Annotated in this window: 29 protein-coding genes and 1 riboswitch; of the genes, 14 read left to right on the forward strand and 15 right to left on the reverse strand. The window is 64.3% G+C overall.

Annotated elements, in window-relative coordinates:
* Positions 1-36: 36 nt before the first annotated feature.
* Positions 37-1,032 carry a GTP 3',8-cyclase MoaA gene (gene moaA, locus A11A3_RS04060; RefSeq protein ID WP_008927995.1) on the reverse strand — a complete coding sequence of 332 codons (996 nt, stop codon included), beginning with the start codon at positions 1,030-1,032 and terminating at the stop codon, positions 37-39.
* A gap of 139 nt (positions 1,033-1,171) precedes the next feature.
* Here moaA and A11A3_RS04065 point away from each other — a divergent pair, with 139 nt between their 5' ends.
* Complete coding sequence (locus A11A3_RS04065) at positions 1,172-1,660, forward strand: FKBP-type peptidyl-prolyl cis-trans isomerase (RefSeq protein WP_008927996.1); 489 nt, start codon at positions 1,172-1,174, stop codon at positions 1,658-1,660.
* Positions 1,661-1,730: 70 nt separating this feature from the next.
* On the opposite strand, the gene A11A3_RS04070 is transcribed toward A11A3_RS04065, so the two are convergent.
* Together A11A3_RS04070 and A11A3_RS04075 are read right to left on the reverse strand one after the other, a co-directional pair.
* The gene (locus A11A3_RS04070; RefSeq protein ID WP_008927997.1) at positions 1,731-2,390 is read right to left on the reverse strand and encodes a class I SAM-dependent methyltransferase; all 660 of its coding nucleotides are present in this window, start codon (positions 2,388-2,390) and stop codon (positions 1,731-1,733) included.
* Positions 2,391-2,430: 40 nt separating this feature from the next.
* Positions 2,431-3,294: a LysR family transcriptional regulator gene (locus tag A11A3_RS04075; protein WP_008927998.1), complete on the reverse strand. Its 864-nt coding sequence runs from the start codon at positions 3,292-3,294 to the stop codon at positions 2,431-2,433.
* 99 nt (positions 3,295-3,393) lie between these two features.
* Between A11A3_RS04075 and A11A3_RS04080 the strand changes: the two genes are divergently transcribed.
* The gene (locus tag A11A3_RS04080) at positions 3,394-3,864 is read left to right on the forward strand and encodes a nuclear transport factor 2 family protein (RefSeq protein WP_008927999.1); all 471 of its coding nucleotides are present in this window, start codon (positions 3,394-3,396) and stop codon (positions 3,862-3,864) included.
* A 50-nt stretch (positions 3,865-3,914) separates the two neighbouring features.
* Entirely contained in the window at positions 3,915-5,090 is a 1,176-nt protein-coding gene (locus tag A11A3_RS04085; RefSeq protein WP_008928000.1) for a YbfB/YjiJ family MFS transporter, read from the forward strand.
* Positions 5,091-5,342: 252 nt separating this feature from the next.
* Here the strand turns inward: A11A3_RS04085 and A11A3_RS04090 are convergent, their stop codons facing one another.
* From A11A3_RS04090 to A11A3_RS04115, 6 genes are all read right to left on the reverse strand, one after another.
* Positions 5,343-6,806 carry a cobyric acid synthase gene (locus A11A3_RS04090; RefSeq protein WP_008928001.1) on the reverse strand — a complete coding sequence of 488 codons (1,464 nt, stop codon included), beginning with the start codon at positions 6,804-6,806 and terminating at the stop codon, positions 5,343-5,345.
* Positions 6,807-6,899: 93 nt separating this feature from the next.
* Complete coding sequence (cobO, locus tag A11A3_RS04095; RefSeq protein ID WP_008928002.1) at positions 6,900-7,511, reverse strand: cob(I)yrinic acid a,c-diamide adenosyltransferase; 612 nt, start codon at positions 7,509-7,511, stop codon at positions 6,900-6,902.
* Positions 7,512-7,514: 3 nt separating this feature from the next.
* On the reverse strand, positions 7,515-8,303 hold the full coding sequence (locus tag A11A3_RS04100) for an ABC transporter ATP-binding protein (RefSeq protein ID WP_008928003.1): 789 nt from the start codon (positions 8,301-8,303) through the stop codon (positions 7,515-7,517).
* Entirely contained in the window at positions 8,303-9,283 is a 981-nt protein-coding gene (locus A11A3_RS04105) for a FecCD family ABC transporter permease (RefSeq protein ID WP_008928004.1), read from the reverse strand. Before A11A3_RS04105 ends, A11A3_RS04100 begins: the two co-directional genes overlap by 1 nt.
* The gene (locus A11A3_RS04110; protein WP_008928005.1) at positions 9,270-10,154 is read right to left on the reverse strand and encodes a cobalamin-binding protein; all 885 of its coding nucleotides are present in this window, start codon (positions 10,152-10,154) and stop codon (positions 9,270-9,272) included. The genes A11A3_RS04105 and A11A3_RS04110 overlap by 14 nt, the downstream gene beginning before the upstream one ends.
* A 23-nt stretch (positions 10,155-10,177) precedes the next feature.
* On the reverse strand, positions 10,178-12,001 hold the full coding sequence (locus tag A11A3_RS04115) for a TonB-dependent receptor domain-containing protein (protein WP_008928006.1): 1,824 nt from the start codon (positions 11,999-12,001) through the stop codon (positions 10,178-10,180).
* Between A11A3_RS04115 and A11A3_RS17665 the strand changes: the two genes are divergently transcribed.
* From A11A3_RS17665 to A11A3_RS04130, 4 genes are all read left to right on the forward strand, one after another.
* Entirely contained in the window at positions 12,000-12,176 is a 177-nt protein-coding gene (locus tag A11A3_RS17665; RefSeq protein ID WP_157375303.1) for a hypothetical protein, read from the forward strand. The genes A11A3_RS04115 and A11A3_RS17665 overlap by 2 nt on opposite strands.
* A riboswitch (cobalamin riboswitch) is annotated at positions 12,142-12,354 on the reverse strand. Its footprint overlaps the gene before it by 35 nt.
* A gap of 155 nt (positions 12,355-12,509) precedes the next feature.
* Positions 12,510-13,562, forward strand: a complete 1,053-nt coding sequence (gene cobT / locus A11A3_RS04120; protein ID WP_008928007.1) for a nicotinate-nucleotide--dimethylbenzimidazole phosphoribosyltransferase — start codon at positions 12,510-12,512, stop codon at positions 13,560-13,562.
* Between the two features lie 6 nt (positions 13,563-13,568).
* Complete coding sequence (locus A11A3_RS04125; protein WP_008928008.1) at positions 13,569-14,183, forward strand: histidine phosphatase family protein; 615 nt, start codon at positions 13,569-13,571, stop codon at positions 14,181-14,183.
* On the forward strand, positions 14,180-14,911 hold the full coding sequence (locus tag A11A3_RS04130; RefSeq protein WP_008928009.1) for an adenosylcobinamide-GDP ribazoletransferase: 732 nt from the start codon (positions 14,180-14,182) through the stop codon (positions 14,909-14,911). The genes A11A3_RS04125 and A11A3_RS04130 overlap by 4 nt, the downstream gene beginning before the upstream one ends.
* A gap of 31 nt (positions 14,912-14,942) precedes the next feature.
* On the opposite strand, the gene cobU is transcribed toward A11A3_RS04130, so the two are convergent.
* The 4 genes from cobU to moaB form a co-directional block, all read right to left on the reverse strand.
* A complete protein-coding gene (cobU, locus tag A11A3_RS04135; RefSeq protein ID WP_008928010.1) occupies positions 14,943-15,470 on the reverse strand; it encodes a bifunctional adenosylcobinamide kinase/adenosylcobinamide-phosphate guanylyltransferase in 528 nt (175 codons plus the stop codon).
* Positions 15,467-16,048 (reverse strand): PhnA domain-containing protein, encoded by a 582-nt coding sequence (locus tag A11A3_RS04140; RefSeq protein WP_008928011.1) that lies wholly within the window; start codon positions 16,046-16,048, stop codon positions 15,467-15,469. Before A11A3_RS04140 ends, cobU begins: the two co-directional genes overlap by 4 nt.
* A 70-nt stretch (positions 16,049-16,118) precedes the next feature.
* On the reverse strand, positions 16,119-17,363 hold the full coding sequence (locus A11A3_RS04145) for a molybdopterin molybdotransferase MoeA (protein ID WP_008928012.1): 1,245 nt from the start codon (positions 17,361-17,363) through the stop codon (positions 16,119-16,121).
* Positions 17,363-17,875: a molybdenum cofactor biosynthesis protein B gene (moaB, locus tag A11A3_RS04150; RefSeq protein ID WP_008928013.1), complete on the reverse strand. Its 513-nt coding sequence runs from the start codon at positions 17,873-17,875 to the stop codon at positions 17,363-17,365. The genes A11A3_RS04145 and moaB overlap by 1 nt, the downstream gene beginning before the upstream one ends.
* Before the next feature lie 157 nt (positions 17,876-18,032).
* Between moaB and A11A3_RS04155 the strand changes: the two genes are divergently transcribed.
* From A11A3_RS04155 to A11A3_RS04180, 6 genes are all read left to right on the forward strand, one after another.
* On the forward strand, positions 18,033-19,397 hold the full coding sequence (locus A11A3_RS04155; RefSeq protein WP_008928014.1) for a cytochrome P450: 1,365 nt from the start codon (positions 18,033-18,035) through the stop codon (positions 19,395-19,397).
* 92 nt (positions 19,398-19,489) lie between these two features.
* Positions 19,490-20,131: an MBL fold metallo-hydrolase gene (locus A11A3_RS04160; protein WP_008928015.1), complete on the forward strand. Its 642-nt coding sequence runs from the start codon at positions 19,490-19,492 to the stop codon at positions 20,129-20,131.
* Between the two features lie 6 nt (positions 20,132-20,137).
* Positions 20,138-20,674, forward strand: coding sequence for a mechanosensitive ion channel family protein (locus A11A3_RS04165; RefSeq protein WP_008928016.1), 537 nt, complete (start codon positions 20,138-20,140; stop codon positions 20,672-20,674).
* A gap of 161 nt (positions 20,675-20,835) precedes the next feature.
* A complete protein-coding gene (locus A11A3_RS04170; RefSeq protein ID WP_008928017.1) occupies positions 20,836-21,132 on the forward strand; it encodes a BPTI/Kunitz domain-containing protein in 297 nt (98 codons plus the stop codon).
* Positions 21,129-21,473, forward strand: coding sequence for a DUF4870 family protein (locus A11A3_RS04175; RefSeq protein ID WP_008928018.1), 345 nt, complete (start codon positions 21,129-21,131; stop codon positions 21,471-21,473). Before A11A3_RS04170 ends, A11A3_RS04175 begins: the two co-directional genes overlap by 4 nt.
* Before the next feature lie 75 nt (positions 21,474-21,548).
* Positions 21,549-22,244, forward strand: a complete 696-nt coding sequence (locus tag A11A3_RS04180; protein WP_008928019.1) for a DUF2057 domain-containing protein — start codon at positions 21,549-21,551, stop codon at positions 22,242-22,244.
* Positions 22,245-22,333: 89 nt separating this feature from the next.
* Here A11A3_RS04180 and A11A3_RS04185 read toward each other — a convergent pair whose 3' ends face one another.
* Entirely contained in the window at positions 22,334-22,759 is a 426-nt protein-coding gene (locus A11A3_RS04185; protein ID WP_008928020.1) for a secondary thiamine-phosphate synthase enzyme YjbQ, read from the reverse strand.
* 77 nt (positions 22,760-22,836) lie between these two features.
* Here A11A3_RS04185 and A11A3_RS04190 point away from each other — a divergent pair, with 77 nt between their 5' ends.
* On the forward strand, positions 22,837-23,643 hold the full coding sequence (locus tag A11A3_RS04190) for an SDR family NAD(P)-dependent oxidoreductase (protein WP_008928021.1): 807 nt from the start codon (positions 22,837-22,839) through the stop codon (positions 23,641-23,643).
* Positions 23,644-23,690: 47 nt separating this feature from the next.
* Here A11A3_RS04190 and A11A3_RS04195 read toward each other — a convergent pair whose 3' ends face one another.
* Positions 23,691-24,647: a 2-hydroxyacid dehydrogenase gene (locus A11A3_RS04195; RefSeq protein ID WP_008928022.1), complete on the reverse strand. Its 957-nt coding sequence runs from the start codon at positions 24,645-24,647 to the stop codon at positions 23,691-23,693.
* Positions 24,648-24,676: the final 29 nt, after the last annotated feature.

Here is a 24,676-nt window from a genome sequence, read left to right on the forward strand (position 1 = left end):
ATTTCTCGCTTGTACAGGGTTACTGGCTGAATAACGCTAACCGCCGGTCATATTCATGAAGCGTACCAACTGCTCCCCCGGGGCCAGGGAAAAGTCGTGTCGCTCGGGCTTGATGGCCATGGCGTCGATGATGGCCTGGCGGAGCGGGCCGTCATCATCGGGGTGGCTACGCAGCACCGCGCGCAGATCCACACTGTGCTCATGCCCCAGGCACAAGAGCATACGACCCTCGGCGGTAATGCGCACGCGATTACACAAATGGCAAAAGTTTTGTGAGTGCGGCGAGATGAAACCGATGCGACTGTCGTGCCCCGGCACCTGCCAATAGCGCGACGGGCCGCCGCTTTTCTCCGCCAGCGGCACCAGAGAGTGGTAGCGGCGGATCTGTTCACGCAGGGCCTGCGACGACACAAACGCCAGCGCGCGATCGTGCTCCTGGATCTCGCCCAGCGGCATTTCCTCGATAAAGGAAATATCCAGTCCGCGTTGCAGGGCGAAATCCACCAGCGCCGGCACCTCGTCCTCGTTACGGCCGCGCAGGATCACGCTATTGAGCTTGATACGCCGAAAGCCCGCCTGGCGGGCCGCCTCGATACCATCGAGCACGTCCTGCAGGTGGCCGGTGCGGGTCAGGGCATGGAAGCGGTCCGGGTCCAGTGAGTCCAGGCTGATGTTGACCCGGCTCAGCCCGCCGGCGCGCAGGGTGTCGGCAAAATGGCCCAGCCGCGCGCCGTTGGTGGTCATGTTCAGTTCATCGAGCCCGTCCAGTGCACCAATCTCGTGCACCAGATCCGCCACCCCCCGGCGCACCAGCGGCTCGCCGCCGGTGAGCCGAATACGGCGCACCCCCAGCGACACCAGCATCCGGGCCAGCCGCGCCACCTCCTCCAGCGTCAGCACCCGCTCGCGGGGCACAAAGGTCATGTCCTCCGCCATGCAATAGACACAGCGGAAGTCACAGCGGTCAGTCACCGACAGGCGCACATAGTCGATCACGCGCCCGAAACGGTCCTGCAGGGGGCTCTGGCTCATGGCCCGAGTGTAGCAAAGCCCGGGCCAGCCTGCCCTAACCGCCGGGGCCCGGTTGGTCAGCCCCGCCGGGCTCCTGTTAGAATGGCTGTCTTTTCCGGATGTTCCACATTCGCCATTCACTTACCCCAAAAGGGTTCCCATGCAAATTTCTGACAACAAGGTAGTGTCCTTTCACTACACCCTGACCAACAATGCCGGTGAAACCATCGACTCTTCCCTGCAGCGCGGTGAGCCCCTGGCCTACCTGCACGGCCACGGCAACATTGTGCCCGGTCTGGAAAAGGCGCTGACCGGCAAGGCGGCCGGCGACAAGATGGACGTTACCGTGACCCCGGAAGAAGGCTATGGCGAGCGCCACGAGCAGCTGATCCAGCAGGTACCGGCTTCCGCCTTTGAAGGTGCCGACGGCAACCTGCAGGCCGGCATGCAGTTCCAGGCCCAGACCGAAGCCGGTCCGCGCATCTTCACCATCACCGCCGTGGAAGGCGACCAGGTTACCGTGGACGGCAACCACCCGCTGGCCGGTGAAACCCTCAACTTCGCCGTGGAAGTCACCGAAGTGCGTGACGCCACCGATGAAGAGCAGGAACACGGCCACGTACACGGCCCGGGCGGCCACGATCACTAAGATCGACGACAGTCCGTTATGAAGAAGGCTCCCTGAGGGAGCCTTTTTTGTGCATCAGAGAAACGCGCGTTCAATCCTTGACCCTGGCGGCAAACAGGGCCGCACACCCCTGAACATGAATTTCCACGGCATCGAATCTCCCCTGCAGTTCGCGCTCCAGTGCCATTAGGGAATCCTCGCGATTGGAAAAGATTCCTCGCCGGTTATAAAGATGCATCAATCCTCGGGCCGGCAGATTGCGTTCCACGCCACCGTGCAACAGGGTGGCGCCAAAAACTCGCGCCCCGGGGTTAAGCAGAGGCTTCAGATGGTCCAGCGCCCGAGCCTTGCCATGCATATCCCCGGGAAGACAGTGAAGAAGAAAGTTCATCCCCAGCGAATCGAATCGAGCGCCGTCAAAATCAATGGGTTCAAGCACATTGGATTGCAGCAACTTGGGGGAATAACGGGCAATCCGCCGGGAACAGAACGCCAGACTATTGGCATTCATGTCCATCAGAACCAGGCGCGGACGGTCACTACGAAACGCCACATGGTCAAGAAAATAACCACTGCCGACGCCCACATCCAGATGGTTGCTACTGACCTGTTTCTGGTAATGGTCAAGAATCCGCTCCGAGGGGCAACGCCATAACCAGCGACATGAAGCGCCCAGAACCAGTCTGTCGTATAACGGCAAGGTAAAAGGCGTATAGGCTGCTTGCCCGGCATGCGCCGCATCCTTGTTCATTGCTGTCTCCCTGATCATTGAATGTCACACTCTACTGCAGTTAACGGGCAAACCAGTCACCATTGGCAAAGGCCAGCAAGGCACGGCTGCACTGAGCCGCCGGCGGCATCACCAGGCGCGTGGTAACGCTGGCCAGCCGGGCCGGCAACGGGTAGCTGTGCAGGCCACTGCGTGCCCGGTAATGCTCGGCGGTGGTGGCGGGCACCAGCGCCACGCCCATGCCGGCACTGACGCAACCCACAATGGCATCCAGACTGCCGAACTCGTGGATATGCGGCGCCTGCACTCCGGCCTCCGCCAGCCACTGCTCAATGCGCTGGCGGTAACTGCAACCCTGGCGGAAGGACAGAAATGCCAGCTGCCCGAGTTGCTCGGGACCAGGCAGGGCCGGCAGCGGATCACCGCTGATCAGAACCAGTTGCTCCTCAAACACGGGCCGGCTCTGCAGCCCGGTGCCCACTTCATCGAGCCCCACCAGGGCGGCATCCAGCTGGCCGCCGCGCAACGCATCCAGCAGGTCACCGCTGGGCGCCGTGGTCAGGGTCACCTGCACCGCCGGGTGGCTGGCACTGAAGGCACTGAGCACCCGGGGAAGATGCACCGCGGCGGTGGTTTCCAGGCTGCCCAGGCGCAGGCGGCCGTGCACGGCGCCGCCCGGGGAAAAGCTGTCCAGCGCCCGGTCATGCAGGGCCAGCAGCTGCCGGGCGTAGCTCAGTAACTGGTCGCCGGCCGGTGTCAGCACCGCCGGGTTGCGCCGGGCCAGCAGCTGTACCGCCAGCTCGTTCTCCAGCTTCTTGATATGGGCGCTGACGTTGGACTGCACCGTGTGCAGCCGCTCCGCCGCGCCATTGAAGCTGCCCAGCTCGGCCAGGGCGACAAACATTTCCAGGGAACGCAGCTGCATAACGATTTCACAAATAGAGATAATCGAAATCAAAATAAATCATTTTTTATGATTCATAAAGTCTGCTCTACTGGCCCTTCACCGCAACCGGGAGCCCCCATGAACGAAGCACGCCCGCCGTTTCCGCCGTTCGACCATGACAGCGCCACATGCAAGGTACGCCTGGCGGAAGATGCCTGGAATAGCCGTGATGCTGACCGGGTAGCACTGGCCTACAGCCCGGACAGCCAATGGCGCAACCGTAATGAATTCCTGCAGGGACGAACGGCCATCGCGGACTTCCTGCGTCGCAAATGGCAGCGGGAACAGGACTACCGGCTGATCAAGGAATTGTGGGCCTTCTGCGACCAACGTATTGCGGTGCGCTTTGCCTATGAATGGCATGATGACAGCGGCAACTGGTTTCGCTCCTATGGCAACGAGAACTGGCAGTTCGATCACCAGGGTCTGATGCGCCAGCGTCTGGCCAGCATTAATGATCTGCCCATTGGCGCCGACCAGCGCCTGTTCCACTGGCCTCTCGGCCGCCGGCCGGAGGATCACCCGTCGCTGAGTGCGCTTGGCCTTTAAGCACAAACCCTTCATGCTCCGCACCCCACCGCCAGAACCCCGAGGATTGCATGCGCACACCCGCCACCCGCTTGTTACTGATGGGCATCGCCGCCACCCTGGCCGGTATCGGCCTGGGCCGCTTTGCCTACGCCGCCCTGCTGCCGGGCCTGATCGAATCCGGCTGGCTGAGCGAAAGCCAGGCCAGCTTTGCCGGCGCCGCCAACCTGCTCGGCTATCTGCTGGGCGCGGTCTGTGCCAGCCGGGTGGGCCAGCGCTGGGGCGCCAGCCGGGTGATTCGCCTGTCCACCCTGCTGGTGGCGATCAGTTTTCTGGCCAGCAGCTGGGCGGCGCCGGTGTGGTGGTTCAGCCTGTGGCGGCTGGTGGCCGGCGTCACCGGGGCCTTCCTGATGGTACTGACGCCGTCCCTGGTGCTGCACAATCTGCCGGTGGAAAAACGCAAGCAGGCCGGTTCGCTGATCTTTACCGGTGTCGGCATTGGCGTGCTGCTGTCGGCCACGCTGGCGCCCGCCCTGTTGCATGCCGGCACCGGCGCCACCTGGCTGGCCATCGGTCTGGTGGCGTTGATCCCGGTGGTACTGGTCTGGCAACACTGGCCGGCACCGGATCATCGCCCGGCCGGCGGCCACCCGCCGATGCCCGCCCATGCCAGCCGCGCCCTGCTGCTGGTCTATCTGTGTTACGCCCTGGATGCCGGCGGCTTTGTGCCGCATACCGTATTCTGGGTGGATTTTCTCGAGCATCACCGTGGCTTCAGCCACTGGCAGGCCGGCATGCAGTGGGGTCTGTTCGCGGTGGGCGCCCTGTGCGGGCCTTTTCTGATCGCCGCAATGGCGCGACTGCTGGGCTGGCAATGGACCTTCTTCACCGCCCTGGGTACCAAGGGCACCGCTATCCTGCTGCCCTTTGCCCTGCCGGGCCTGATCAGTACCAGCCTGTCATCGTTCCTGGTCGGCGCCCTGATTCCCGGCATGGTGGCCAGCACCGCCGGGCGGGTCAGCGAACTGGTGTCCACCGAGCGTTATCCGCAGAGCTGGGGCCGCGCCACGGCCATCTTTGCACTGATGCAGGCCATCAGCGCCTATGTGATGGCAGCGCTGTATTCACGGCCCGGCGGTGACCTGCTGATTTTCTGGCTCGGCGGCAGCCTGCTGTTGCTGGCGGCGCTGATACAGTTGGGCGCAGGGCTGATGGCTTCGCCACGGTCGGTTCAGCATCGGCATTAGCAGGCTGTTGAAAAAAAGCCTGTTAGGAGATTCTGAATCCCCCTTCGAGTCTCCTGATGTTGTGGGAGCCTGCTTGCAGGCGAAGGTTTATCCTCTTTCGCTTGCCAGCAAGCGACTACAAAAACCGGTTGGCTCAAGAGGGTCGCTTTGGTTTGAGTGGGAGCATGCTGGCACGCGAAAACCCTGTTCGGCGGCAAGCCGCCTCCTGCAACAAGGCGACACATCGTTCTTTCTTGCGCGGCGACCGGCAATCTATTTTGCTGCGGGTTTAACCGTTGGCCGGGTTACCGTCAGCCGCTCCAGTAACGCCGGCATATCCAGGTGCCGCTCGATGTGATCCGCCAACCGGTCCAGCTGTTGCTGGCGATGGTGGTGATAATCCACCGCCACGCCGTCATGCAGACCGGCCCAGGCCAGTATCGCCCGGCAGCCCTGCGGGTCATCAAACAGGCCATGCAGATAACAGCCCATGACCTGGCCATCCTCGCTGATGGCGCCGTCGTTGCGGTCACCCAGTTGCAACAGGGGCCGGGCCAGGGCCGGCCCGTCACTGACACCGTTATGAATTTCGTAACCGGCCACCGGAGCCCTGGATGGCAGCAACACGCCCTGCACGTTGTGCAGCTGCTTGCCGGGCACCAGTCGTGTGCTCATGGCCAGCCAGCCAAGCCCCTCGCTGCAACCGGGCTCGCCTTCCAGCCCCTGCGGGTCATCGATGGACTGGCCCAGCATCTGGAAGCCGCCGCAAATACCCAGCACCTTTCCACCGTAGCGAAGATGTTTCTCTATCTGTTTATCCCACCCCTGGGTGCGCAGGAAATCGAGATCAGCGCGGGTCGCCTTGCTGCCAGGCACGATCACCAGATCCGCCGCCGGCCAGGGTTCGCCCATTTTCACAAAACGCAGATTGACCTGCCCATGCAGGCGCAATGGATCGAAGTCATTGTGGTTGCTCATGCGCGGCAATAGCGGCACCACCACATTGAGCGCGCCCGCTTCATGGTCACCCTGTTCGTCCACCGCATCTTCCGCGTCCAGGGTCAGGCCGTGCAGGTACGGCAGCACGCCGAATACCGGTTTGCCAGTGCGCCCTTCCAGCCAGTCCAGCCCGCCCTGCAGCAGGGACAGATCACCGCGGAAACGGTTGATGACAAACCCCAGGGTGCGAGCCTGTTCGCTCTCGGACAGCAATGCCAGGGTCCCGGTGAGATGGGCAAAGACGCCGCCGCGGTCGATATCCGCCACCAGGATCACCGGGCAATCGGCGCTTTCGGCAAAGCCCATGTTGGCGATGTCATTGTCGCGCAGATTGATTTCCGCCGGGCTGCCGGCCCCCTCCACCACGATCACCTGGTAACGGCTCGACAGGGCCTGCCAGGCGGCCAGCACCGCCTCGCGGGCGGTCTTTTTGTAGGCGTGGTAATCCAGCGCCTGCATATTGCCCAGCACCTTGCCACGGATGATGACCTGGGCCCCCATGTCGCTCTGCGGCTTGAGCAGCACCGGGTTCATGTCACTGTGCGGTTGCACGCCGCAGGCCAGCGCCTGCAACGCGGTGGAGCGGCCGATCTCGCCGCCGTCCACCGTCACGGCACTGTTGAGCGCCATGTTCTGCGGCTTGAATGGCGCCACCGAATAGCCCCGCCGGGCAAACCACCGACACAACGCCGCCACCACCGTGCTCTTGCCGGCATCGGAGGTGCAGCCCTGAACCATCAAGGTTAATGGAGAGTGGAGAATTGACAATTGATAACTCCTTAGTGGTTTCGATCTGAGCTATCAATTCTCAATGATCAATTATCCATTGATTCAAAGTTCCACTCCCTTCTGCGCGCGCACACCCTGATCCTTGAAGGCATGCTTGACCACTTTCATTTCCGTGACCGTATCCGCCAGCTCGATCAGTTCCTGCGGCGCATAGCGCCCGGTCACCACCGCATGCTGCATGGCCGGGCGATTCTGCAGGTCGTCCAGTACCGTATCCCGGTCCAGGTAGTCGTAACGCAGGGCAATATTGAGTTCATCCAGCAGCACCAGCTGGTAGCTGTCGTCACGCAGCATCTTTCGGGCTATCTGCCAGGCGGCCCGGGCGGCGGCCACGTCCCGGTCCCGATCCTGGGTATCCCAGGTATAGCCCTCGCCCATGACGTGGTAGTCCACATTGGGCAGGTGGCGGAAAAAGGCTTCCTCGCCGGTGCTGAACGCCCCCTTGATGAACTGCACCACGCCCACTTTCATGCCATGGCCCAGGGCCCGGGCCAGCATGCCGAAGCCGGAGCTGCTCTTGCCCTTGCCCGGCCCGGTCAGCACCAGCAGGATGCCCTGGTCCTTGTCGGCACGGGCGATGCGCTCGCGCATGATTTGCTGTTTCTTCTGCATCCGCCAGGCATGGCGGTCCTCGGGATTGATGTCATCACGCATGAATTATTCCTTGTTGGCGGGCAGGCCGCCGGTGGGCACAAAGACGGGCGCGCCATCCACCTGGCCCACCGCCAGGCGCTGACCATAGAGGGCTTCCAGCGCGGAGGGCACCAGCATGTCGGCGGCCGGGCCGAAGCACAGCTCACCATCGGGGTAGAGCAATAACAGGTGGTCGCACCAGCGCGCCGCCAGGTTTAGATCATGCAGGCACATCACCACGGCGGCCCCGCGGTCGGCCTGCTCGGCCAGCAACGCCATCACCGCCACCTGATGATGCAGGTCAAGATGATTGGTGGGCTCGTCCACCAGCCACAGGGAAGGCGCCTGGGTGAGCGCCGTGGCGAGCGCCACTCGCTGGCGCTCGCCGCCGGACAGGGTGCTGACCAGACGATCGCGCAACGGCGTCAGACCGAGCGCCTCCAGCGCCGCCAGCGCCCGCCGGTGATCCTCGCGACCCTCCCATTGCCAGGGCGACAGGTAGGGATGCCGGCCGATCAACGCGGTCTCCATCACGGTGGCAGGAAAACTGTCCTGGCGTTCCTGGAACACCACCGCACGCTGGCGGGCCAGACGCCGATGGGAAAGGGCAGGCAGGGCACGACCGTCCAGCAGTACCTGCCCGGCGCGGGGCGAGCGCAGGCCGGCCAGGGTATGCAGCAGGGTGGTTTTGCCGGCACCGTTGGGCCCGAGTATGCCCCAGCGCTGCCCCGGTTCGATGGTCAGGTCCAGGGGGCGACCCGCCGGTCGGCCCGGCACGTCCATGACCAGTTGCTGGGCGGTCAGCGTGGCCATCAGCGACTCCGGTAAAGCAGGTAAAGAAAGGACGGCACCCCCAGCAGGGCGGTAATCACTCCCACCGGCAATTGCTCCGGGGCCAGCGCCGTGCGAGCCACGGTATCGGCCAGGGTCAGCAGGCTGCCACCGGCCAGCACACTGGCGGGCAGGATCAGGCGCTGATCATTGCCCAGCAGCAGGCGCAGCATGTGCGGCACCACCAGCCCCACGAACCCGACACTGCCGGCGGTGGTCACGGCCATGGCGGTGAGCAGGCTGGCCAATCCGTAGAGCAGCCACTGCAGGGGTCGCACCGCCACCCCCAGTGCCGCCGCCTGCAAGGGCCCCCGGGCCAGCACATTAAGGCTGCCCCCCAGTGGCAGGGTCAGCAGCAGGGCCGGGACCAGGACCAGCCAGGCCGGCCAGGGGCTGCCGGCATAGCTGAGATCGCCCATCAGCCAGTAGAGCATGCCGGGCAACTGCCGGGCCGGGCTCAGCGCCAGCATGAAAGTCACCATGGCGCCCCAACCGGCGGCCACCACCACGCCGGTGAGCAGTAACCGGGTCGGCGTCCAGCCGCCCACGCCGTGGGCCAGGCCAAACACCAGCAAGGTGGACAACAGGGCGCCGGCGAAGGCCGAGCCGGATACCAGGGTGATACCGGCGCCACACAGCAGGGCCAGCAGGGCCGCCACGGCGGCGCCACCGGAGACGCCCAGCACATAGGGGTCCGCCAGTGGGTTGCGCAGCAGAATCTGCATCAGCGCGCCGGCCAGCGCCAGCAGGCCGCCGGTGGCAAACGCCGCCATTGCCCGCGGCCCGCGCAGGGTCAGAATCAAGTCATGGTGTAACGGCTCGCCGCCGCCACCGAGGACCGCCAGCAACTGTGTCGGGGACACCGCCACGCTACCCACGGCCACCGCCACCGCCAGGCTAAGCAGCGCCAGCAGCAGCAAGGCCAGCAGAATCAGCCGACGCTTCGACTCAGCGTCGGCCACGGGCGGTCTCCAGCTGGGTACAGAGGGTACGGGCGCCGATCAGCAGGCGCGGCGACGGGCGCTGCAGGGTCGAGGGGGAGACAAAGAACAGGTTGCCGCGCTGTACCGCCGCCATAGCCGGGAAGGCTTTCCAGTCCTTCAGCCAGTGGTCGTTTTCCTCACCCATGCCGCCGGCGACAATGGCTTCCGGGTTGGCTTCCAGTACCGCTTCCCGGCTCACTCTGGGCGCCAGACGCGGCAGGTCGGCAAACACATTAACGCCGCCACACAGGCTGATCACCTCATTGATCAGGTGCTGGCTGTTGACGGTCATCAGCGGGTCCTTCCAGACCTGATAGAACACCCGCACCGGTAGTGCCGTTTGATAACGGGCGCCCAGGGCCGCCATGCCGTCGCGGAAACTTTTCGCCGTGGCCTGACCGGTCTGCTCGCTACCCGCCAGGGTGGCCAGCCGCTCCAGGCTGGTGGCGATATCCTCGATATGGCGAGGCTCGCTGTAGTAAACAGGCAGGCCCAGACTCTGCAGCTTGCGGGTCTGCACCTGCGGGTTGCCGCTGCGCCAGGCCACCACCAGGTCGGGCTTGAGGGCGGCAATGGCCTCCAGATCCAGCCGCTGATAGCTGCCCACCCGGGGCAGATTTTTGGCTGCCGGCGGGTAGTCACTGAAAGTCACCGCGCCCACCACCTGGTCACCGGCGCCGGCGGCAAACAGTAGCTCGGTGGCTCCCGGTGACAGGGCGACAATGCGGCTGGCTGCCCGGGGCACACAGACGTGCTGGTCCGCATCATCGGTGACACAGCGTTGCGCCGCCCACAGGGAGGAGGCGGACAGCAGCACGGACAGGGCAATCAGCAGGCGGATCAGCAACATGGCGACTCCGGTCTCCGGTTCAGTTAACGCACATCGTAGCGCACACTCATGAATACCGAACGGCCGGCGTTAAGATAGTTCCAGCCGGCAAAGTTTTTTGAGGTGCTGTAGCGCTTGTCGAGCACGTTCTTGACGGTGAGCTGGGTATACCACTGGCGGGTCAGTTGCCAGCGGGCGCGCAGGTCCACCAGGCCGTAACCGGGCAGGCGCTGCTGGTTGGCCGCATCGTTGTAACGATGGCCCTGAAAGCTGGCCGTGCCACCCAGGGTCAGTCTGCCCAGGTGCCGGTCCACATCCAGCCGGCCGGTGCGCTGGGCCCGGCGTATCAGTACGTTATCGGTGGCGTCATCCCGCGGGTCCAGCGCCGAGAAGGCGGCGCGCAGGCGCCAGTCCTGCCACTCCAGCCCCATGGCCAGCTCACCGCCCTTGATACGCGCCTTGTCCACATTCAGCGAGGTGGCGGCGGAGGCATCATAGGTGATCATGTCATCAATACGGGTCTGGTAAAGCGCCAGATCCCAGTACCAATACTGATATTGCCCACGCAGGCCGGCCTCGGTGGAGGCGGAACTCTCCGGCTTCAGGTTCGGGTTGCTGTAATAGTAGGGCGGCGAATCCGGGTAGTAGAGATCATTGAAGGTGGGTGCCTTGAAGGCGGTGCCATAGCTGAGGCGCGCCCGGTAGTGATCCAGAAACTGATACCCCAGCGCGGCGGCGCCGGTGGTCTTTTCGCCATAGGCATCGTTGTCGTCATAACGCAGACTGGCCTGCAGGTCCGCCGGGCCGGCGGTGAGCAGCGCCTGCATGAAGGCCGCCCGGTTGTCCCGATCGGTGACGTCGTAATCATTGTCACTGGTGATCTCGTCACGTTGATATTCACCACCGACGATGAACTGCTGGTCGCCTGCCAGCACAATGTTCTGCCAGTTGGCAGTGCGGGTACGGGTATCAAAGGTGCCGTTCTTGTCGCCGTCGGCAAAGTCCTGGGACTCATCCTTCGCCTGGCTGATCACCAGCTTGCTCTGCCAGTTGTCATTGAGCCACAGGTCGCCGTTGAGGGCCGCCACTTCCAGGGCATAATCCGTGTCGCGCTTGTCCTCCGGGTTGCTGCCTTCGTATTCGGTATTGCCCTGACTGTGAAAGCCCATCACGCTGACGCTGCCACGGTCATCAAAACGATGACCGAGCCGGGCAATGCCGGCGGTGTTGTCATAACCACGGTCTTCACTGTGGGCCCGCACCTGGGTGCCCTGGGTACTGAAACGGTTGATGCCGACGCTGTAGAAGGTGCCACCCTGTTCGCCGGCGGTGCCGGCACCGGTATTCACCGAGCCGAAACTGCCGCCACCGAAGTCCAGCCAGCTACCCGGCTGTTCGGGCGTAAAGACCTGAATCACCCCACCCACCGCATCGGCACCGTAAAGGCTGCCACGGGGTCCGCGCACCACTTCCACCCGATCAATCAGTTGCGGCGGCAGATACTGCCAGGAAGGGCTGCCGGCGGTGGCCGAGCGCAACCGCACGCCATCCAGTAACAGCTGGGTGGAATTGCTGGCGGTGCCGCGCAGATAAAGCCCGGTGGTCTTGCCGAAGGCGCCGTTGCCACTGACATCCACGCCAGGCTGGCCCTGCAGGATATCGGTCAGTTCCGCCGGCTGCTGTTCACGCAGCTGTTGGCGGTCGATCACGGTCACCGAAGACAATGACGCCTGAGTGGTCAGGCTGGTCAGCGTGGGCGTCACGACCACCGGGTCCAGCAATGCATACTGGTCATGGGAGACGGGTTCATCGGCCTGCACGGCCCACGGCAGAAAAACGGCAAGCACCGTCAGAAAACGAAACGTCATGGAAAGATCCCCTGTTGCCGAGCTCACCCGCACGGCGGTTTTGCCGCGACAGGCGCAACAGGGGCGACACCGGCGGGCGGTGTATCGCGCCCCCGCCGCTGCCCACCGCAACGTCTGGTTCTGGTTCGGCAACAGCGCGCCGATCCCCTCTCCTTCCGGCCGGTCTCCGGGCTGATGAGCGAGGCCGAACCTCTCCACGGTCGCCTTCCCATGCAAATGCACAGTGGCACTACGATCGCGGTTTACTCAATCACCGTTGCGGGGGCAGCGTCGGATTGGCAAAAAGCAGGCACCGACTTCCCGTTTAACCCGAGCGTTTGCACACGCCGGGCACCTGAAGGTGGCGCGAAATTACCAACTGCCTGATCAGGACGCAAACGGATTCGCGCTTTATGAAGCAATCTCAACCGGCGTTGAAAATTGCTCAAGCAGGCGCCGCCAACTTGACAGGTCAGACCGTGCACCGGAGCATTTGCCGTCTTGCAAGCCGCCCCCACCCGGAGTCCTCGTGACCGACCCAGCCTGGCAACAGCCCATTCGCCCACCCAGCCAGCCCCACCGGCAACGTGCCCTGGCCCGCCAGGTACTACTGACCAAACCCCCCGGCTCACTGGGGCAGCTGGAATCCGTGGCGGTTACCCTGGCCGCGCTGCAACACAGCGACAGCCCCGACGTGGACCCGATCCGCATTGCCGTGTTTGCCGCCGACCATGGCGTGTGCGACGAAGGTATTTCCGCCTTTCCCCAGGCCGTCACCGGCCAGATGATTGCCAACTTCGCCGCCGGCGGCGCCGCCATCAGTGTCCTGGCCCGCCAGCTGCAGGCCGGGCTGGAAGTGATCAACCTGGGCACCGTTACCCCAGCGCCGCTCAGCGACGGCGTGATCGACGCGGCGATTGCACCCGGCACCGCCAACCTGGCCCGCCAGCCGGCCATGACGTCGCCTCAGTTGCAGGCGGCGCTGGCCACCGGTGACCGGGCCGCAGCCCGCGCCGCCGAGGCCGGCAGCCGCTTGTTTATCGGCGGCGAAATGGGCATCGGCAATACCACCAGCGCCAGCGCCATGGCCTGCGCCCTGCTGGAGCAGCCCCCCACGGCACTGACCGGCCCGGGCACCGGCCTGGATGCGGATGGCGTAGCCCACAAGATCGCGGTGATCGAACAGGCCCTGCAACGCCACGGCCAGGACCGTGAGCCACTGGCAGTACTGGGTTCACTGGGCGGTTTCGAAATCGCCGCCCTGGCCGGCGCCTTCATCGGCTGCGCCGTTCGCGGCATCCCGGTGCTGGTGGATGGCTTTATCGTCTCGGTGGCGGCACTGGCCGCAGTGCGCCTGCGCCCGGAGCTGCATGACTGGCTGCTGTTTGCCCACCATTCCCTGGAGCCCGGCCATATGGCGGTACTCACCGCCCTGGACGCGCGCCCGCTGCTGGCCCTGCATATGCGCCTGGGCGAAGGCAGCGGTGCGGCGGTGGCGGCTCCGTTGCTACGCAGCGCCTGTGCCCTGCATAACCAGATGGCCACCTTCGCCGATGCCGGCGTCAGTGGCGCCAGCGAGTAACTCACCATGACGACCACGGTGTTTGATCTGATACGCCACGGCGAACCCGCCGGCGGGCCCATGTACCGGGGCCACAAGGATGACCCGCTCAGCGAACGGGGCTGGCAGCAGATGCGCGCGGCCATTCGCGACAGGGACCAGTGGGATGCCATCCTCACCTCGCCCCTGTTGCGCTGTCGGCAATTCGCTGAGACGCTGGGCGAGCGCCTGCAGCGGCCGGTAACCGTGGCGCCGGCCTTCAAGGAAATCAGTTTCGGTGACTGGGAAGGGCTGACCCGCGAACAGGTCAGCGATCGCTTTGGCAACCACCAGGCCCGCTTCTGGCGCGATGCGGAAAACCACCCGCCACCCAACGCGGAAACCGTGCAGGCCTTCCATCAACGCATCGGCGATGCCTGGCAACAGTGGAGCCTGGCCCTGCAGGGTCAGCGTGTGCTGCTGGTCTGCCATGGCGGTGTGATCCGCATGGTGCTGGCCCATGTCCTGGGGCTGACACCGGGCCGCGCCATGGCCGGTTTTCAGGTGCCCTACGCCAGTCGCTCCCGGGTGCGACTGGACCACAGTGAATACGGCCTGCTGAGCAGCCTGATTCACCACGGCCCCCTTGATCACGAACCATGAATAGCGAACCGCTGAAACTGGCCCTGGCCTTGCTGACCCGGCTGCCGGTGAGCGTGCACACGCCGGTACAACCGCGCGACCAGGGCCTCGCCGTGCCCTGCTACCCGCTGGTGGGTCTGTTGATCGGCGCCTTGCTGGCCACCCTGGCCGCGGCCCTGCACAGCGCCCCGGCATGGCCGCTGGCCGCGTTGCTGGTGATCGCCTGGGTCGGGCTGACCGGCGCCCTGCATCTGGATGGCCTGGCGGATAGCGCCGATGCCTGGCTGGGCGGTTATGGCGACCGCCAGCGTACCCTGCAGATCATGAAAGACCCGGCCTGTGGCCCGGCCGGCGTGGTGGCGCTGGTGCTGGTGTTGCTGGGCAAGGTGGCGGCGCTGGCCACCCTGCTGGCCAGCGGGCAGTGGCTGAGCCTGTTGCTGGCACCGGTACTGGGGCGCAGTGCCTGCGCCGCGCTCTTTGTGATACTGCCCTATCAGCGGGATAACGGCCTGGCCGGCGACGCCGCCCGGCATCTGCCGCGGCGCGCCACCCTGCTGGCCGGGCTGGCCGGGTTGCTGCTGGCGCTGGTCTGCGGGCAACTGTTGATGGCGCTGGTAAGCGTTCTGCTACTGGCCGGCGGGGCGGCACTGATGCGCCAGCGGCTGGGCGGTTTTACCGGTGACACCGCCGGCGCCCTGGTGGAAGGTGTGGAAATGGCTTCGTTACTGGCCGCGGCCTTGTTGCTGTGACGAAGGCTTGGCAGGCTTTTTCAACACCCTGTTAGAGTGGCGGGCCCTTGAGCACCTGGGGCAAACCGGCCACGGACAACACCACCTGCTCACAACGGCGCGCCAGCGACTGGTTGAGCCAGCCCAGCTCATCACCAAAACGGCGGGTCAGCGGGTCCATGCCGATAATCCCCAGCCCCACTTCATTGCTGACCACCACCACCCGGCCGGGGTAACGCTCCAGCGCCGCCAGAAAACTGTCCCGCTCGCGCACGAAGGCGGTATCCCCGGCATGCAGCAGGTTACTGACCCACAGGCTCATGCAATCGATCAGCACACAGGGCACCGGGTCCAGCAGCGCCTGCCGCGCCAGTAACGCGCCCAGCGCCACCGGCTCCTCCACCAGCCCCCAGCTGGGCGGGCGGCGGCGCCGATGACGGCGAATGCGGTCGCTCATTTCCCCGTCTTCCGCCGTCGCCGTGGCCACATAGACCACCGGCGCCGGCTGCTGACTGACAAGCCGTTCGGCCAGGGAGCTTTTGCCGGAGCGGATGCCACCAAGAACCAGACTGCCGCTCATCCGCTTTTCTTCACGAACTGGGTGAGAATGACAATACGCTGGCCTTCCACCCGGCCTTCGATCTGCTCCGGGTTGTCCGGCACCAGGGCGATATTGCGCACGGCGGTTCCGCGCTTGGCGGTGAAGTTGGCGCCTTTGACATTGAGATCTTTGATCAGGGTGACGGTGTCACCGGCGGCCAGCACGGCGCCGTTACTGTCGCGATGGGCAACAGCGTCGTCCTCTGCCTGCCCTTCCCCGGTGGCCTGCGCCCAGGCCAACACGTCGTCTTCCAGGTAAAGCATATCCAGCAGCTCCTGGGGCCAGCCTTCCGCCCGCAGTCGGGTTAGCATGCGCCAGGCCAGCACCTGCACCGCCGGTTGCGGGCTCCACATGCTGTCATTGAGGCAGCGCCAGTGGTTGATATCCTCACTGCCCGGCGTCTCCAGCTGCGTGATGCAGGTTTCGCACAGCAGGGCACAGCTGGCGGCACTGCCGTCGGCCTCCGGGGGCACCGCGTAGACCGACAGCGCCTGGCCGGCGCCGCACAGTTCGCATTGTGAATCGGCTCGGGCCAGCAGTTCGGATTCCAGACTCATGTCGCCATTCTCGCTATGTAAAAGAGTGCGCATTATAGCGGCTGCGGATAGCGATGTGTTGCAGGACCATTCAGTTCAACAGATGGGCAAAGGAGAAATAATCCAGGCGATCGCCCGCTATCACCGTCGCCCCCACCGGCACCACCGCCAGGCCATCGGCCCAGACCGCGGAGCTGAGCATGCCGGAACTCTGGTTGGGGTGTTTTTCCAGAGATAGCTGCCCCCCCTGATTCACGCAACGCACGCGCAGGTATTCCTGGCGTTTGCCGGGGCGGGGTATGGCGAAGTCGGCGGGCAGTGACAGCGGTGCCGGCAGCACGCTGGCAGCGCCACAGCAACGACGCAGGGTCGGCAGTACCAGCATCAGGTAGCAAACCAGTACCGCCGACGGGTTGCCCGGCAGGCCGAACAGGGGAATGCCGTCCACGTGACCGTAGGTGAACGGTTTGCCCGGCTTGATCGCCAGCCGCCAGAAATCCAGCCGCCCCTGTTTTTCCAGCACCGCCCGCAGGTGGTCTTCTTCACCCACGGACACGCCACCGGTGGAGATGATCACATCCGGGCGTTGCTGCGGGTCGGTGAGAACCCGGGTGAGGGTGTTCTCGATCATGGCGGGATCATCGGGCAGGTGCTCACGGCGGCAATCCGGGAAGCCACTCTGGCGTAGCAACTGCTCAAGCAGGGGGCCGTTGCTGTCGAAGATCTTGCCCGGCAACGGAGTCTCGTCCGGCGCCTGGATTTCGTCACCACTGGTGAGAATCAGCACGCGGGGCGCGTTGACCGTGACCGTGGCGCAGCCCACCGAGGCAATCAGCCCCAGCGCCTGGGGCGTCAGCCGCTGGCCCCGCTCCATCACCACCTGACCCTGGCCGGCATCCTGGCCGGCCGGGCGAATATTCTGGCCGGCACTCACCCGGTCCCGGCCCGGCAGGCGCACGCGGCCATCCGCCAGTTCGCAGTCTTCCTGCATCAGCACGGTATCGGCGCCGGCGGGCACCGGCGCGCCGGTGAAGATACGCGCCACCTGACCGGGCATCAGGGTGGCCGGCGGGTCGCCGGCGGCAATGCGCAGCGGCATCGGCAGTGTCAGACCCGGTTCATCCAGGTCGGCAAAGCGCAGGGCCACACCGTCCACGGCGGCATTGTCGAAGGCCGGTACATCCACCCGTGAGACCACGTCGTGGGCCAGGTACTGACCACGGCATTCACTCAACGGCAGATCGCGGACGGCGCGAAACGGGCTGGCACTGTCCAGCAACCGCGACAGCGCCTCGGACACCGGCATCAAACGGGCGGGAATATCTCCGGCGGGCATCAGCGACGCACCTGGGCGACGAAGTTGCAGGGCCGATGGCGGGCATCCAGCTGCTCGACGATGATGCGATCCCAGCCGGTGGCGCAGGCATTGTTGGACCCGGGCAGGCAGAAGATCACCGTGCCATTGGCCAGCCCCGCCAGACACCGGGACTGAATGGTGGACGAGCCGATGTCGGCCACGCTGACCTGGCGAAACAGTTCACCAAAGCCCTCGATATGCTTGTCGAACAGCACCCCCAGGGCTTCCGGTGTGGAATCCCGGCCGGAAAAGCCGGTGCCGCCGGTGGTCAGAATCCCCTGGATGCGCTCGTCGGCAATCCAGTCGGATACCACCCGACGCAGCTGATAAATATCATCCCTGACGATCTGGCGGGCCTGCAGGTGGTGGCCGGCAGCCTGCAGACGCTCCACCAGCAGATCCCCGGAGGTATCGGTTTCCGGGGTACGGGTGTCACTGACGGTCAGGACCGCCAGGGCCAGGGGCTCGAAACGGGCCGCGGGTTTGGACATAAAGACACTCTCCTTTCACTGCCTGAATCATAGCACGCCAGCACCGTGAGGCTGGCCAGCACAGCACCGATTGACCGTTGCAGACAGGCCTCTGGGCAGGCCCGGGTGGGCGGCGTAGATTACAGGATATACATAATGTTTATCGGGAGAGTCTGCCATGAGCAGCATGGAAACCGCCCAGCAGGAGGCCACCCAACTGCCTCGCATGCCGCAACGTCGCCTTGAGGGGATTCCGGGTGATTACGGCTGGCCCCTGCTGGGCCACACCATCCCCTTCCTCAAGGATTATCACCAGCTGGTCACCGAACAGGCCAGCAAGTATGGCCTGGTGTTCAAGGGGTCGGTGCTGTTTCAGCGCGGCGTGACGCTGCTCGGGCCCGATGCCAACGAATTCGTGCTGCGCGATACCGACCATGTGTTCTCCAGCCGGGCCGCCTGGAATCCGATCCTGGAAAAACTGTTCACCGACGGTCTCATGCTGCGCGACTTCGCCGACCACAAGTTCCACCGGCGCATCATGCAGCAGGCCTTCAAGAAGCCGGCCCTGGCCAGCTACCTGGACCGCATGAACCAGCATATCGCCGACCAGATTCAGCCCTGGCAAACCGGCGAGACCCTGAGCTTCTTTGACCACATCAAAAGCCTGCTGCTGGATGTGGGCGCCCAGATTTTCTTCGGGCTGGATATGGGCCCGGAAGCGGACAAGGTCAACCAGTCCTTTATCGATACCACCGATGCGTCCCTGGCGGTACTGCGCCTGCCGATCCCCGGCACACTCTGGCACCGGGGCATGGCCGGCCGGCGCTACCTGGAAAAATTTGTCACCGACCTGATTCCGCAGAAACGGGCCAGCGACACACCGGACTTCTTCAGCGAACTGTGCAAGGCCGCCGACGAGGAAGGCGGGCTCACCGACCGGGACGTGATGAACCACATGATCTTCCTGCTGTTCGCCGCCCACGACACCACCACCAGTACGCTGTGCTCGATCATCTACATGCTGGCCCGGCATACCGAGTGGCAGGAGACGCTGGCCGAGGAAATGGCCTCACTGGGGAAGGACGCCCTGGATTATGACGATCTGGGCAAGCTGGAAAAAACCGGCTGGGTATTCCGCGAAACCCTGCGCATGCGACCCCCACTGACCACCTTCCCTCGCCGCACCGTCAAGGACGTGACCTGGCAGGGTTATACCCTGCCCAAAAACACCCTGGTCAATGTCTCCACCCTCTTTACCCACTACATGGAGGAGTACTGGAGCCAGCCGCACACCTTTGACCCGGAGCGCTTCAGCGATGAACGTGCCGAGCACAAGAAGCACTTCTATCAGTGGGTGCCGTTCGGTGGCGGCCACCACAAGTGTCTGGGCTTGAATTTTGCCGAGCTGCAGACCAAGACCTTCCTGTTTCACTTTCTCAAACGCTACCGGGTGAAGGTGAAGGCCGGCTACGAAATGCCGGTGCAACTGGTGCCGCTGGCCATGCCCAAGGACGGCCTGCCGGTGGAGCTGGAGAGACGCTGACCCATGCGGCCCGGCCATGCGCATATCAGGCATGAATCCGGGCCGGCTTTGCGGCTATACTGCGGGCACATTTTCGACCCGCACCGAGAACCATGAAGTACGCCATCCTCCCGGTTACGCCGTTCCAGCAGAACTGTTCCTTCCTCAAGTGCGACACTACCGACAAGGTCGCCATCGTTGATCCCGGCGGCGACCTGGACAAGATTCTGGAAGCGCTCAAGCAGGTCGGTGGCACGCCGGAAAAGATCCTCGTCACCCACGCCCACCTGGACCATGTGGGCGCCGTGGCGGAGCTCGCCGAGCAACTGTCACTGCCCATCGAGGGGCCGCACCGGGACGACCAGTTCTGGATCGACATGCTGCCCCAGCAGGCACAGATGATGGGCTTTGCGCCGTCACGCCCGTTCACCCCCAACCGCTGGCTGGAAGACGGCGACAGCGTCACCGTCGGCGATACCGTATTCGAAGTGCGTCACTGCCCGGGCCACACCCCCGGCCATGTGGTGTTCTATCAACCACAAGCCAAACTGGTGGTGGTGGGTGATGTGCTGTTCAACGGCTCCATCGGCCGCACGGATTTCCCCAAGGGCGATTTCGATACCCTGATCCAGGCCATCCAGGACAAGTTGCTGACACTGGATGACGAGGTGGCCTTCATCCCCGGCCATGGCCCCATGTCCACCATTGGCCACGAACGGGCCAACAACCCCTTTGTCTCCGGCAAGCACGGTTAATCCACCATGAACCCGATCCTGACCAAATGGCTGCTGACCCTGGCAGTGATTCTGCTCTGCTGGGGCCTGTCCTCGTTGCTGCGCGGCGCCACCCGACGCCTGGGCACCCGACGTGGCTACAGCCGGGCGCGCATCTTCCAGACCGCCGTGGTGATCAACAGCGCCGCCGTGGTGATGAGCCTGCTGTTGCTGGGCATTCTCTGGGGGCTTAATGGCGACGGCATCATGGTATTTGCCACTTCGCTGCTGGCCCTGCTGGGCGTGGCCCTGTTCGCCAGCTGGTCCATGCTCAGCAACACCACCGCCGCCATCATCCTGTTCTTCAGCGTGCCCTATCGGGTAGGGGACCGTATTCGCCTGCTGGATGGCGACAACACCGTCACCGGGCAGATTCGTCACATGGGCCTGATCTTCATCACCGTGCAGGACGAGCTGGGCCACCGCTACTCCCTGCCCAACAACCTGCTGTTGCAGAAGACCGTGATCCGTCTGCGCAACGACACCCTGCCCCGGGACGACAAGCACTGTCGCCCGCAACAATAAGCAGGCTTACCCAGCAAGACAGTCTCACTCGTATAAAGGCATGGCGAGACAGGTGGGCTGACGAACATACAAGGGAGCGTTAAAGTAGCTCTCTGTACCGGGCGTTGCAGAAACCGACCAGCGCCCGCCACGTCTTTGCACACGTCACAAGGATTGGATGCATGCGATCTTCCCTGATCACGGCCGCGGCCCTGGCACTGACCGCCCTGCTGGCCGCCTGCCAGAGTGCCCCGGACGAGCTGCCCGACGCCTGCTACCAGAAGCCGGAATCCGGCATGTGCCGGGCCGCTTTTCAGCGTTACTACTACGACGAAGATACCGGCACCTGCAAAAGCTTCATCTGGGGCGGCTGCAAGGGCAGCGTGCCATTCGAAACCCTGGATGACTGCACGCGCAGCTGCGATGCCCTGGCCGCGCCCCATGCCGATGAGTCCAGCTTGAGGAAGGTGGCCCAATGAATAGCGGCAACAGCAGCCAGGCCAATCTGGTACGCATTGTGTATGTCCTGCACCTGGTGGGTCTGATCACCGGCGGCCTGACCGCCCTGATCGGCGCCATCATTGCCCACGTCAACGCCGGGCAGGCCATCTCGCCCTACCGGGAGCATTACCGCTTCCAGTACCGCACCTTCTGGATTGGCGTGCTTTACAACCTGATTGCCGGCATCACCACCGTGGCCCTGGTGGGCTGGGTGTTGCTGGTGATTATTGCCGTCTGGTGGATCGTGCGCTGCGCCCGGGGCCTGAGCGCCCTGGAAAAACAGATGCCACCGGCCAAGCTGGAAACCTGGGGTTTCTAGCAAGCCATTAGCTTACTGTCATATTTCTGTCACCACGGGCCGCCAGACTGGTCGGCCAGTAAAATGGAGTACACCATGCCGTTGATGCGCCCCCTGATTCTCTTTCTCTGTGCCCTGACCCTGGCCGCCTGCGCCCGCAGCCCGGTGGTAAAACTCTACGATGGCCCGGACAAGGCCGATAGCCAGCTACTGACGGTACGCGTGCCCACCGAGCTGGAAGTGTTCACCATCAACGGCAAACAGGTGGATGGTGCCAATACCTTCTTCGCCACCGGCCACAAGGATCTCAAACTGGCACCGGGCCGCTACGAAATCCTGGCCTACTACAAGGAACTGTTCCAGCTGGACGCGGACAACCACGAGATCATCAAGACCAACCCGGCCAACTTCATTGTCGACGGCAAGGCCGGCGAGACCTACCAGCTGGGCTTCAAGAAACCCCAGGACGTGGATGAAGCCCGGGCCATGGAAGACAACTTCAGTGGCTGGACCGAAAACCTGGCCACCGGTGACAAGGTGGCGGCGGAGAAATCCGGCCTGATCCTCAAGCGCGGCTTCCTGGCGCCGATCACCGGCGAAGCGGTGGAAACCGCCGACACGGCCACCAGCAGCAGCGTCGCCCCGCAGGCAGCTGCCGCAGCGGCCACCGGTGGCGCCGCCGCCAGCCAGTCAGCCCCGGCAGCAGGCAGCTACCTGGATACCCTCAAGGCGCAGTGGAACCAGGCCACCCCGGAAGAGCGTCGGCAGTTCCTGCAGTGGATCTCCCAGTAAGGCATTGACTGGCAACGGTCGGGGATCACCAGCACGCCGGGTGATTCCCTCGCCCATGACCTGCGGTCGCCATCACTGCCCGGCACGCGCTACCCCCCTTCCCCCTGAATCGTGGCCATGATGCGTCTTTGCCCGCCATGGTCGCGGTGCTCGCACAGATAAATGCCCTGCCAGGTGCCCAGCGCCAGATGGCCATCGTGGATCGGCAGGGTCAGTGACGGCCCGATCAAGACGCTCTTGATATGGGCCGGCATGTCGTCCGGCCCCTCCAGGGTATGGGCATAATAGGGCGCGTTCTCCGGCACCATCACGTTGAGATGGCGCTCCAGATCAGCACGCACATCCGGGTCGGCATTTTCATTGATGGTCAGCGAGGCAGAGGTATGCTGGATAAAAAGATGCAGCAACCCGACCTTCACCTCACCCAACACCGGCAGGCCTTCCAGCACCTCACGGGTAACCAGATGGCAACCACGGCGTTTGGCAGACAATGTCAATGTTCTCTGGAACCACATTTTCGTTCCTCCGGATATTGGCGCCCTCGCAGGCCGGCGGCACACTGGACTCTGCAACCGACAAACAAGAGAACACCATGAAATTAAAGGGCCAGACCATTGTACTCACCGGTTCCTCCAGCGGCATCGGCGCCGAAGCGGCCCGCCTGTTCGCCCGCCGTGGCGCCCGGCTGTGCCTGGTGGCGCGCCGTGAGGAACAGTTGCGGGACGTGCAGCAAGCCATTCAGGCCGAAGGCGGCAGCGCCTTTATCTACCCCTGCGACCTGAGTGACAACGATGCCATTGCCGCCTGCGTGGCGCAGATTCTTGCCGACCACCCGCGCATCGATGCGCTGGTCAACAATGCCGCCCACTCCATTCGCCGGCCCATTGAAGACGCCCTGGATCGCCTGCACGACTTCGAGCGCACCGCCCAGCTCAACTATATCGGCGCCGTGGCCATCACCCTGAAACTGCTACCGCGCTTTCTTGAACAGGGCCACGGGCATGTGGTCAATGTCTCCAGCCTGTCCACGCAGATTCCCATCCCGCTGTTCTCGGCCTACCTGGCCAGCAAGAGCGCGCTGGAATCCTTCACCCGTTCCCTGCAGGCGGAGCTGGGCCACAAGGGCATCTCCACCACCGTGGTCTACTTCCCCATGGTGCGCACGCCCATGTCATCACGGACCGCCATCTACAAATACATGCCGATGATGGATGTGAAAAAGGCCGCCGGCTGGCTGGTGGAAGCCTGCGAGAAACGCCCGGCGCGCATTGCCCGCCCCATGGGCAAAGTCGGCAGTGTGCTGCTGGCGGCGGTGCCGGGCCCGGTCACTCGCCTGCCGCAACCGCTGTTTCGCGGCATGGACAAACTGCTGGCCAACCGCCTGAAAAAGAAGGGGTGATAGCGCCATGATCGCCAACCGGCGGCTATCCGCCCGCCAGCGCGGGCTCAATTCACCACATTCACCGGGGTGCCCGCCTGCCACTGGCGAATATTGTCGGCCACACCATCCAGCAGACGCTGGCGACATTCACGGCTGATCCAGGCGTTGTGCGGCGTGATGATCAGGTTGGGCAGATCGTCAGCCAGCAGCACATGGTCCGCCGGCGGCGGCTCCACACTCAGCACATCCAGCCCGGCACCGCCCAGGTGCCCGTTTCTGAGCGCCTCCGCCAGCGCCGGTTCATCCACCAGGCCGCCACGGGCGGTATTGATCAGCAGGGCTCCGGGTTTCATCTGCGCCAGGAAGGAGCGATTCACCAGCCGCTCGGTCTGCGCGGTCAGCGGGCAGTGCAGGCTGACCACATCGGCCTCGGCCAGCAGGTGCGTCAATGGCAGCCGGCCACGCTGCTCCGCCGCCCCCTGCAGCGATTGCGCCACCACCACCCGCATGCCCAGCGCCTCGGCCACCCGGGCGACACCCCGGCCCAGGTTGCCATAGCCGATAATGCCCAGGGTTTTGCCGGCCAGCTCGGTGACCGGGTGACTCAACAGGCAGAACTGCGGCGAGCGCGACCATTCGCCGGCACGCACATCTGCGGCATACTCATACCAGCGGGTGGCCAGGGACAGCATCAGCGCGAGGGTATGTTGCACCACGGTGGCACCGGCATAGCCGCTCACATTGCAGACGGTGATGCCGCGTTCGCGGGCCACAGCCAGATCCACATTGTTGGTGCCGGTGGCGCTGATACAGATCAGTTTCAGGTCCGGCGCCCGGGCCAGCACATCGGCATCCAGCACCACCTTGTTGGTAATCACCACGGCGGCACCGTCCAGCCGCTCCACGGTTTGCGCCGGCGTGGTATGGCGGTAACACTGCCAGTGTGGCAACAGCGCATTCAGGGCGCTCAGGTCCAGCTCATCGGGCCTCACCGTGTCGGCATCAAGAAACACTCCCTGCATGGCTGTCACCTTTGTCCGTTGTTCCATTG

Source organism: Alcanivorax hongdengensis A-11-3, assembly GCF_000300995.1.
Taxonomy (GTDB): Bacteria; Pseudomonadota; Gammaproteobacteria; order Pseudomonadales; family Alcanivoracaceae; genus Alcanivorax; species Alcanivorax hongdengensis.